Annotated in this window: 16 protein-coding genes; 6 read left to right on the top strand and 10 right to left on the bottom strand. The window is 64.1% G+C overall.

Annotation, left to right across the window (positions count from 1 at the left end; translation table 11 throughout):
* Nucleotides 1–596: 596 nt before the first annotated feature.
* The gene (locus tag MKK55_RS00735; protein ID WP_243932800.1) at nucleotides 597–833 is read right to left on the bottom strand and encodes a hypothetical protein; all 237 of its coding nucleotides are present in this window, start codon (nucleotides 831–833) and stop codon (nucleotides 597–599) included.
* Nucleotides 834–1166: 333 nt separating this feature from the next.
* Here MKK55_RS00735 and MKK55_RS00730 point away from each other — a divergent pair, with 333 nt between their 5' ends.
* Complete coding sequence (locus MKK55_RS00730; protein WP_243932799.1) at nucleotides 1167–1709, top strand: PAS domain-containing protein; 543 nt, start codon at nucleotides 1167–1169, stop codon at nucleotides 1707–1709.
* 37 nt (nucleotides 1710–1746) lie between these two features.
* On the opposite strand, the gene MKK55_RS00725 is transcribed toward MKK55_RS00730, so the two are convergent.
* The 4 genes from MKK55_RS00725 to MKK55_RS00710 all read right to left on the bottom strand — a co-directional run bounded on the left by MKK55_RS00725 (nucleotide 1747) and on the right by MKK55_RS00710 (nucleotide 4272).
* Nucleotides 1747–2028, bottom strand: a complete 282-nt coding sequence (locus tag MKK55_RS00725; RefSeq protein WP_243932798.1) for a hypothetical protein — start codon at nucleotides 2026–2028, stop codon at nucleotides 1747–1749.
* Entirely contained in the window at nucleotides 2028–2354 is a 327-nt protein-coding gene (locus MKK55_RS00720; RefSeq protein ID WP_243932797.1) for a hypothetical protein, read from the bottom strand. The genes MKK55_RS00725 and MKK55_RS00720 overlap by 1 nt, the downstream gene beginning before the upstream one ends.
* A gap of 636 nt (nucleotides 2355–2990) precedes the next feature.
* The gene (locus tag MKK55_RS00715; protein WP_243932796.1) at nucleotides 2991–3671 is read right to left on the bottom strand and encodes a hypothetical protein; all 681 of its coding nucleotides are present in this window, start codon (nucleotides 3669–3671) and stop codon (nucleotides 2991–2993) included.
* Between the two features lie 58 nt (nucleotides 3672–3729).
* The gene (locus tag MKK55_RS00710; RefSeq protein WP_243932795.1) at nucleotides 3730–4272 is read right to left on the bottom strand and encodes a hypothetical protein; all 543 of its coding nucleotides are present in this window, start codon (nucleotides 4270–4272) and stop codon (nucleotides 3730–3732) included.
* Nucleotides 4273–4582: 310 nt separating this feature from the next.
* On the opposite strand from MKK55_RS00710, the gene MKK55_RS00705 reads away from it, so the two are divergent.
* The 4 genes from MKK55_RS00705 (at nucleotide 4583) to MKK55_RS00690 (ending at nucleotide 6141) form a co-directional block, all read left to right on the top strand.
* Entirely contained in the window at nucleotides 4583–4819 is a 237-nt protein-coding gene (locus MKK55_RS00705; RefSeq protein ID WP_243932794.1) for a helix-turn-helix domain-containing protein, read from the top strand.
* Complete coding sequence (locus MKK55_RS00700; RefSeq protein ID WP_243932793.1) at nucleotides 4816–5139, top strand: hypothetical protein; 324 nt, start codon at nucleotides 4816–4818, stop codon at nucleotides 5137–5139. The genes MKK55_RS00705 and MKK55_RS00700 overlap by 4 nt, the downstream gene beginning before the upstream one ends.
* Nucleotides 5140–5188: 49 nt before the next feature.
* Nucleotides 5189–5353 carry a hypothetical protein gene (locus MKK55_RS00695; protein WP_243932792.1) on the top strand — a complete coding sequence of 55 codons (165 nt, stop codon included), beginning with the start codon at nucleotides 5189–5191 and terminating at the stop codon, nucleotides 5351–5353.
* A gap of 545 nt (nucleotides 5354–5898) precedes the next feature.
* Entirely contained in the window at nucleotides 5899–6141 is a 243-nt protein-coding gene (locus MKK55_RS00690) for a hypothetical protein (RefSeq protein WP_243932791.1), read from the top strand.
* Here MKK55_RS00690 and MKK55_RS00685 read toward each other — a convergent pair.
* The 4 genes from MKK55_RS00685 to MKK55_RS00670 form a co-directional block, all read right to left on the bottom strand.
* Entirely contained in the window at nucleotides 6138–6332 is a 195-nt protein-coding gene (locus MKK55_RS00685) for a hypothetical protein (RefSeq protein ID WP_243932790.1), read from the bottom strand. The two genes, MKK55_RS00690 and MKK55_RS00685, sit on opposite strands and share 4 nt — an antisense overlap.
* A gap of 50 nt (nucleotides 6333–6382) precedes the next feature.
* Nucleotides 6383–6688 carry an HU family DNA-binding protein gene (locus MKK55_RS00680; protein WP_243932788.1) on the bottom strand — a complete coding sequence of 102 codons (306 nt, stop codon included), beginning with the start codon at nucleotides 6686–6688 and terminating at the stop codon, nucleotides 6383–6385.
* Between the two features lie 134 nt (nucleotides 6689–6822).
* A complete protein-coding gene (locus MKK55_RS00675; RefSeq protein ID WP_243932786.1) occupies nucleotides 6823–7134 on the bottom strand; it encodes a helix-turn-helix domain-containing protein in 312 nt (103 codons plus the stop codon).
* Entirely contained in the window at nucleotides 7131–7493 is a 363-nt protein-coding gene (locus tag MKK55_RS00670; RefSeq protein ID WP_279595922.1) for a type II toxin-antitoxin system RelE/ParE family toxin, read from the bottom strand. The genes MKK55_RS00675 and MKK55_RS00670 overlap by 4 nt, the downstream gene beginning before the upstream one ends.
* Before the next feature lie 421 nt (nucleotides 7494–7914).
* Between MKK55_RS00670 and MKK55_RS00665 the strand changes: the two genes are divergently transcribed.
* Nucleotides 7915–8754 carry a helix-turn-helix domain-containing protein gene (locus tag MKK55_RS00665; protein WP_243932782.1) on the top strand — a complete coding sequence of 280 codons (840 nt, stop codon included), beginning with the start codon at nucleotides 7915–7917 and terminating at the stop codon, nucleotides 8752–8754.
* A 49-nt stretch (nucleotides 8755–8803) separates the two neighbouring features.
* Here MKK55_RS00665 and MKK55_RS00660 read toward each other — a convergent pair.
* On the bottom strand, nucleotides 8804–8998 hold a 195-nt coding region (locus MKK55_RS00660), incomplete at its 5' end, for an Hpt domain-containing protein (protein WP_243932780.1).

Raw genomic sequence — 8998 nt, 5'->3', positions numbered from 1 at the left:
GAAGATGCCGTGGTTGTCTGGCTCGACCCCAATCGCCCAGATTTCGGGGTCACACTCATAAACGATGTTCCTTCAGGCCTCTCCGCCTTGCATCGGTACGGCATTGACGAGGCACTACAGAGCACCGAGGCGCCCCTTTGGCATACTGCAGCCGGTGCACTCGTTCGCGCTGATATCGAACCGTCGCCCACGAACATTCAAAAGGCTTACGACGCTCTTTTACGCTTGGTGAAATGCACCGCCCCTGTCCCGTCCTGCATACGTCTTCGAGTATCCCCGCGTGGTCTACGCGAGCATGTAGAAGCCTTCTTTGGACTAGCTCGGGAAGAACTCACAAATTGACCCTTGCTAGTGGGAAGGCCCGTTTGTTGCGGAAGCATTGCCCCTAGGGCTGAAATCAGGCGGCGAGTAGTTGGCATCAGGGCTCACCGCCAGACCACCATTTTCAGGTACATCACACCGAGCACCAAGATGATGTGCAGCTGTGACGACGTTGCATGAGTCCGCCTCAGGTCCGGTGCAATCCCGCGGGCCCAACCAGCGTCGTGATCGGCCAGTCTACAGACGCGGCCTTCCAAACTTGGATGCTTTGCGTCTCATGCCGGATCGGCTGACGCCTGCACAAGGGTCAAGATCCGGAGACGTTCTTCAGGATCGGAAATCCGCATGAAAGCCTGGATCAGCGCGTAGCATTCACGTTCGAAGCCGCCATTAACCTCTGTCTGCTCGACGGGCTTGGATACCGCTTCGATCGCGTTCTGCGATTGATACAGAACGGTCAGCGAGACCTGCAGCGCGTCGGCGATCCGCTGTAGGGGCGTGCTCTTGGCCATGAGGCTCACTGATCAAGGAAGCCGATCGGTGTCATCCTCTTGCGGGCCGGCTTGCAGCGGTGGGCTGGGAGGCGGCGCTTTCGATCCCATGACTTATCCCTTTGCGAGCGGACAGAGCACCTGTGTCGCGGTATCCATAATGCAATTTGCGCGTTGTAGCAGCATTGTAAACACGCCACAGTTGCCATCAAATGATAAGATCTGACTTGAAGTTGTGTTCTCACGGCTGTACATGAAACCGCCTTCGGGCTCAAAGGCGGATTTTGAGTGCCAAAGAATAAGACCCTCAGTGTTCGGACCAGTCCGGAAGCCTTTCAGACGGCTCTGGACGCCATGGATGTGATCGGGCGATGGGAGTGGGACGCCACGACCGACTTGGCTCGCGTCGATGCCTTCGTGGCGCTGGTTTTCAACGTCGATCCTGAGGAAGCCAAGGCCGGTCTACCGCTCTCGTGCTTCATCGACAGCATACACGCCGACGATCGGGAACGGGTCCGTGCTTTGATCAATCGTAGCACTCGTGATGGCAGCCCCTTTCTTACCGAGTACCGCGTAATCTCGGTGGATGGTCGGACCCGTTGGGTTTTGGATCGCGGTCGCTTCACTACGGATCATGTCGGGCGCCGGTGGAAGGGGGCTGGCATTCTCGTCGATATCACGCAGATGCGGATGACGGAGGATACTTGCAGAGGTTCCGGGGTCGAGAATGAGGACAGCGCGCTGGATCGCGCAGCCGAACACGCCATCGCTGCGCAACAGGCGATCGTCGAGATGCAGGACCCACGGCTGAAGAGCTGTGCGGATGCGTTGCTGTTGGAGCTGGGGCGACGGCTGGCTCAGAAGGATATCCGATCGCGCCGCAGACGTATGAACTAGACTGGCCCCCGCGCCCGGCGTTCTTACGAACGGTGGTTCACTGGCATCGACACCCTACCAAAATAGCCCGAGCTTCAGCCACGTCACCCCGCTCCGGTCCGCCTAGCAACGCAGCAATCTCGGCGTGGCAGGCCAGCCAACAGCGGGTGAAGTAGAGCAGACATCCGCCACCGGCCGCTACGCCGATCCGGCTTTGCCGCAACATGGCCCAGTGCATTCGCCGGGCGAGGTAGCGTTCCAGCAACATCAGGCACGCGAGCCGGCTCGTCTGGCGCAGTGTCAGCCGACGATCGGCTGTAAGAGGAAGGGCGGTCGGCATCAGCGCTCGCCTCCAGCTACCATGTCGAGGAAAGCTACTGCGGCAGCCGCAATGATGTTCCCTCGGCCATTCGAGGACAGGGGCGCGAACGCGATCACCGCACACTCGGCCGACGCGACCGGTGGTACCGCATCAGATGCCGCCTCGCAGCCACTATCATTATTGCGCAACCCCACGACCTGGCTGCCGTGGTGGTTCTCAGGAGCGGCGAGGGCGGGTTCAGCACCCCCACCGTCCTCGGCCTCTGCATCCCCGTCCATGCGGTCAAGGATCGCGAGCAGGTTGTCGGCGGTGTCCAGGGCGGTCTGTGCCGCTTCCTCGATCATGCGCCGAGTCTCGGTCGGCGAGGGCGCCGGCGGGACAAGAGGCGCCACGGCGGGCGGGCGGAATGCAATAACGTTGTCCATCGGTCTCAGGCCCTCGTTTCGTTGGAACCGGACAGCGGCGCCAAGCTCCCCGCCCGCACAGCATCTTGAAACTGACGCACGATCCTATCCCCCGCCTCCTCCCCGGTTGGATCGGCGCGCAGCTCGCACACACGGTCTGCAGCCAGCCCGAGACACTTCAAGGCCAATCCTTGAACCGTGGACGCCTCCACGACGCTCATGCGCTCGATAACGGCGCGGACGGGCGCCCACGATGCCCTCATGTCAGCATCCGACGGGTCCGGTTCCTGACAGACCAGATCATGCTGAGCGAAGGCATCGCAGAGCAGCGTCGCGAGGATCGCAAGCTCAGCGTCGCCCCCAACCGAGGGGAGCGGGGTCGAGGGAGCCGGCGGAGCGCTTCGGCCCATCACCTTAGCGGCGGTCGTTCGCAGCGCCGCGGCCTGCTGTTTTAGGGAAGGGCGGTCGGCGCTCCGGCGGAAGGGATTGGACAGCTTGAGAGGGGACACGCGCGTGCTCCTATGATCCTTGAAAGGAAGGGGTGCGCGGCGGGGCCGACCCGCCGGGCGGATGGCGTCAGGAGGCGGGGCTGTCGCTCTCGTCGTTGCCTTCGTCCTCGTCGTCCGGCTCGACGCCGGCCTCTACAAGCCCTTGGAAAAACGGCTCCGGGGCGGGCAGGCCGAAGTGCTCGGCCGCGAGGCGGGACACGTCGGCCAAGGCGCTCTCGCTCCACCATTCCCCCAAGTCGGCGAGCGCGGCCTTGAGCATGATGCCCGGAAGGGTCTGCATCGGCTCGTTGATGTAGGGATCAGCCAGACGCTCGAGGGCGATGGAGAGTGTGTTAGCCAAGGCCCATGCCTCGTCATATCCGTTGGCGTCCCGCGTCGCCTTGGCCTTTACCCCCCAGGCTTCGGCAGCGCTCGTGTCGTCAGAGATCCAGCCTGGATGTTCGCCGGCCGCGGTATCCCCGGCGTCGAAGAGGCGACCGGCCTCAGCCTGCGCAGGGCCGACGCGCCGGATAAGCGGCAGGAGGTCGGGGGCGAGCGCCAAGAACTCGGCCTCGCGAGCGCCGGGCGGCGTCGAGGCGGCCAGCGCCGGCAGCGGCAGGGCAGCGGCCATGGACCCGGCCAGCATGGCGCGGCGGCCTTGGCTCGTCTCGGCCGCGAGGCCCGCGGCCTTGGCTTTCATCAACGCGAACCGCTCGCGCAGGCTCGGCTTCGGATTAGTGCTCGGGGAACGCTTCAAGGGATTGCGCATGTCGGAAACCTCGTTTGCTAGAGTGCTAGCAGTCTGGAATGCTGGGTTGCGGGATTGCTCAGAGTAGGGAGGCGAAGCCCGTGAGGACGCATCCGCCGCCGATGACGACGAGGGCGGCCAGTAGCTCGGCACCCACGGCCAGGGTGCGCGCGAGACGCGCGGGCGTCGGCGCTGGGCGCAGATCGATCGTCGGCCCGATCAGGCCGCCGGACGGCGGGGCCAAGGGCAGGCGCTGGACCGGCTCCACGCCCAGGCAGTGGGACAGGTCGGCCTCACGGGCCTGCGCAATGGCCCAAGCATCGCCGTGGCTGTCGGCGTTGGATGCCTCCTCGACCAGGAACCAGCGCAGATGGCGGATCAGGCAGAGCATCCCGGCGCGGGTGGCGCAGGGCGTGCCGAGCAGCGCCATGAGAGCGGCGTCCGCATCGTCCTCGGCGCGCATCGCGGTCTCGCCGTTGGGGGCAACCTGAAACACGCTCCACGCCTCGGAATGACGCTCGATCGCCGCGAGGATGGGGTCCGCGTGGAAGGGGATGCGCTCCGCGTCGAGGACGACGGGGCGAAGGGACTGGCTGAAATCGGGGAAATGGACGTGCGACATCGTTCGGGCTCCAGAGGGCTCGTGAGGGCAGGCGGGAAAGGGGAAGGGGAGGGCGGCGCCGGCTAGGTCGGACGGGGCGGCAGCACGGCGCCGGGTCGAGCGAACACCTTGCGGAGCCGGCGGCGGGCGGCACGTCGAGCGCCAGGGCTACCTGCACGTTCGCCGCGGGCGGTGATGTGCGAGGCAGGGATGAGGTTGGCGTAGCGCATTGGAACGTTGCCTTTGGCATCGCTTGTGATACCATTAGGATCATACGCCCGCTCAGAAGCGTGTCAATCCCTTTCGCATCATAAATGATCTAAAAGGCATCATGGATCGCTCACAGCTTCGCGCCGCTCGTGCGCTCCTCGGCTGGTCCCAAGAACGATTGTCTGAGGCGTCAGGTGTTTCGGTGCCAACGATCAAGCGATTGGAGCCGGGAGAAGGACTCGTTCAAACCCGCGTCGAAACGTTGGAGAAGCTGCGCCACGCTTTGGAGGCGCAGGGCGTTTCCTTCACCAACGGCGGCGAGCCAGGCGTGAAGCTGAAGCGCAAAGATCCGTCATGAGCGCCGTCGTCATCTCCCCCGAACGGCTATCTGAGGTCCGGCGCCTCGCTACGACCCTCGCTGATCGTGTCCTTGACGCACAGATCGCAGGCCGCCCGGTCCCCGCCGACCAAGCAGGTGCGCTCGCGAAAGCCGCCGGACTGCTGCATGACTATGGCGTGGACTGGCCGCCCCTTCTGACGCAGGCGCTGCATGGTCTGGTGCCCGACGCTGATGCTGCGGCGGTGGAGCCTGAACCCGAATTGGCACTACCGAATGCTGACCTCGACGGTCTGTCCCGCTTCTTCGCCGGCTTCCGCAAGGGCGCGCCGAAGTCGTGATAAATCCCGCCCGCTACGTCGTTCCATTCCGTTCGAGCGCGGAGCGCGGATGAACCTCATCAAGGGCCGGCTGCTAGCGATTGCAGTGGCTGTCGTACTCGTCACAACCAATCGGCTGCTTGAGGCTGCTGGGCTGGAGTACGCCTTTGAGGACTGTGCCTTCGCCGCTCTGTCGGCGATGATGGTCGTCGTAGCTGCGGACCGTCGATCATGACTGCTGGCCTCGAATTCATCCCCGAGAACGGGGGAGGGGCCGGCATTCGGTTTCGGGAGAGGAAGGCGCCGTGAAGGTTAGACAACTTGAAGAGTAGGCCGTGATCGACGATCCCTTCCTCCTCGTCATGATCGCTGCCGCGGTCGTTACTATTGCAGCTGCGCTCCTCGTCTTCTGGGTCACAGGGCGGAAGGATCGCGATGGAGGCATTGGTAGCCAATGAGCGAACGCGGCGTGCCCTTACCCGCTACCCGGCTTCTCACCAAAGCGCAGGCTGCATCGTATTGCGGCCTGTCAGCAGCAGCTTTCGCAGCGCGGTGTTCGGTGGCCCCAATCGACTTTGGCGATAGGCGTCTGGATCGGTTTGATCGTCAGGATCTCGATGCATGGATCGACAGCCTGAAAGCACCCGATCTTAGGGTAAAGAGCGTTGCTGATGCACTTGTTGAGTTCCGGCAGCGCAATAGGGCTTCACCCTCCCGCGATCGGAAGGCGCCGTGAGAGGGCCGGCCCGGAAGGGCAAGCTACCTCCGAGCCTACACTACATGCTGACCTTGCTGGCCCAAGGACCTCGTTTCTACAGCGCGTCGTTCCGCAAACTCATCCAACTGGAGAAGCGCGGCTACACCGTGTTGACCGGGGTCACGGCCTTCGACGGCGCACGTGAGTGGGCGATCACCGCTGCTGGTCTCGCCGCCTTGGAGGCTTATGGCCGAGGCGCGGATAGAGCCGACTTCGACGTGATGCCGAAACCGATCATCGAGGCGAAAAGGATGCCATCGGCCTAGGCGCGTACTTTACCGACCTCGTAGCCATCGGCAGCGGCCTGCAGAGCCTCCCACTTGCGCCGCCGCCGGTTCAGCGCCTCAATCGCCTTGGGTGAGCGAGCAAGGGCGCGCAGGCTTCGTTGCAAGAGGATGTCTTGCTGGTCGGCGAGTGGCATTTCGTTGAAGGGGCGAGGCACAATCAGTTCTGGCATACCGCATAGCTTGCCGCGAACTGTGGGGCGGCGCAATCGTTACGCCGCGATCAGTCCGGCGGGCGGGCCTGCCCCCCTCTCGGGTTCAACCGGTCGCGCATGTCCTTCCCAACTTTGAAGCACAGCTTGGCCTTGGCCTCGACGGCAACGGGGGCTCCGGTTCTCGGATTGCGCCCCACCCGCGCCCGTGCCTCCACGATGGTGAAGGCCCCGAACCCGCGCAGCTCGACACGATCGCCGGCCACGATGGCGTCCGCGATCCGGCCTAGGATGGCGTCGACCACGGCCTCGCAATCTCTCGCGTAGAGTTGCGGGATCGCGTCGGCAAGGCGCTGAACGAGTTCGGATCGGATCATGAAGGCGCAGGAAGCGCATCGCGCCGGAGACGACAACCCCGCCGCCTGACACTCCCGACGTTGACTTAACTATGCTGCCCGACCGAACGGATGTTGAGGCTGAGGTGTCAGACTCCCGTAACTGCGACGAGTGACTAGGCTGCTTCTCTCACGCCGGCCTGGCGTAGCATCGCCAAAACGGCCTCGGGGTCATGACTGATCATCAGAAGGTAGAGGCGCAAGGCGCCAAGCGGACGCGAGCGGCCCTGCTCCCAATCCCGGATCTGATTGGCACTGAAGCCGTACTCGTAGGCGAAATCGTCCTGGGAGAGATGCAGGCGCTGCCGGATCGCCTTCACGTTGATCTCAGCGGGGATGTGGAACTTGGCGGCTTCCCGCTCGCCACGCGCGATCCCGATAGCCTCATTCAGGCCTTCAGCGATCTTGTCGAATGCCCGCTTACTCATGCTCCTGCCCTCACTTTCACGACTTTCTTGCGGTACTCGGCCACCAATATCTTGCACAGATCGCCTAATGAATTCCTCTCCGCCTTCGAGAGGTTTGCCCTGTCACCCTTCGCGAATACCGTCAGGAGGAACAGTGGCAGGTCGCATCCGCTGAAAAACGTGATTGTTCGATAACCTCCGCTCTTGCCCTTACCTTTGCCTGCGATCCGTACCTTGCGACATCCACCTGTTCCTTCCATCTCGTCGCCCGCAAGCGGGTTCCGAGAGAGGTAGTCGACAAGGCTGCTCATTTCCTCATCCGACATCCCCGCCTCCTTGGCAGCTCGTCGGAATGCATGAGTTTCGCAGATCGCGTGCATAAGCCAGATATACGTGATTTACGTACTCCGACAAGTGGCTTCCGCGCCGCAGGTGCCGGAAGAGTGCGTACCAGACGTAGGAAGGCGCATCGCCTCAAGCTGAAACCAGCCAGCGTCGGCGCATTCGCCTCTACCGTTGACTTAGCCGTGCCGCCCAGCCGACATGCCATGTCCGGCTATGCCGCGCCCTATGGCGAGTCGTGAGCCGGCATCAGGAGAGATCGCCGCGAGATAGACCCTGAAACGACTACGGCCCCCCTGTCGCCAAACAGGAGGGCCGCGAAATCGAAGTGGCTTTGAGGGCCGAGATCACCCCCCCACAAGCCATATGATTCCCTCGGGAGTCAAGACGGAACGCCAATTCCGTCAACGATGAAGTCGTGCCTGGACCCCTGCCGCGGCCCGAAAGGGACCGAGGACGATGGACTATGCCTACGAGATCCGCCGCCAGGCGGAGGCGGCTCCGCGCGCCGCGTTGCCGGCCGTGGCATCCGCGTTGTGGAAAGCGTTCGGCGAGGGACACCTGTCTGAGGCCGAGGCCGAGGCGCTGTCCGGGTTGATCGAGGCGCGACAGGCCGATGTTGGAACCCACGCCCCAAAGCTCACAGGAAGCCCCAGGACGGGCGTAGGCTCTCGGCCGCGCACGGATGCCTCTATGGCCCGCCGACGACGCTGGGCGGCCTCCGGGCGGCTTCCGCCGGGTCTCGCGGCACGGTTCACCCTGGCAGAGCAGGCGGTGCTGGCGCTCGTCGCCGCTGAGACCGTTCGGCGGAAGGATTGCCGCCTCGCCGTGGAGCACCTAGCCGCGACCGTCGGCGTGTGCCGGTCCACCGTAAAGAATGCGGTGCGCGAGGCTCGCAAGCTCGGGTTGCTGACCGTCGAGGAACGCCCCGTCACAGGCTTCCGCAACCTGCCGAACGTGGTCCGCATCGTCTCGGCCGAGTGGACGGCTTGGCTGCGGCTGGCTCGGAAAGGGGGCACGGATCGTTACCCCCCTGGCGAAAAGGGGGTGGCGGATCAGCACCCCCATGCCGAGCGGGCTAAGTTGAACTTAGGGTGCCAAGGGACGCGCGGTGCGGCACCGCGCCAACCAGGGGGAGGGGTCAAATCCCCAACCCGCACGGCTACTAGTAGTTCTTACCCTGTGAATTCGGGGACTCGGAACACTCAAAAGGGCTGCCGACAGGCGGCGGGCGACGCGAGCGGCAAAGCCCGTTCGGAGATCCACGCTGTGGGTATGACCGTCCGAGCCATGCGGTAGCCGCACGCGGGCGTTCGGCATGGCGAACGGATTTTGGACCTTGCAGCGGCTATGCTGCTTTCAGTTCATGGATGGTGCCCAGCACCTCGGCGCGCTGGGTCTTGAGCCGGTGGATGAGCGGGCGCAGGTCGCCGTCGCCGTGGGCGGCGGCCTCGATCTCGCGGCACAGGCGCGACAGCCGGGTGAAGCCCAGCATGCCGGCGGCCGAGACCAGCGCGTGCGCGTCGTGAGCGACCTGGACCCG

This window comes from Methylobacterium sp. J-059 (assembly GCF_022829485.1).
Taxonomy (GTDB): Bacteria; Pseudomonadota; Alphaproteobacteria; order Rhizobiales; family Beijerinckiaceae; genus Methylobacterium.
This window is presented reverse-complemented; position numbering and strand designations above follow the sequence as displayed.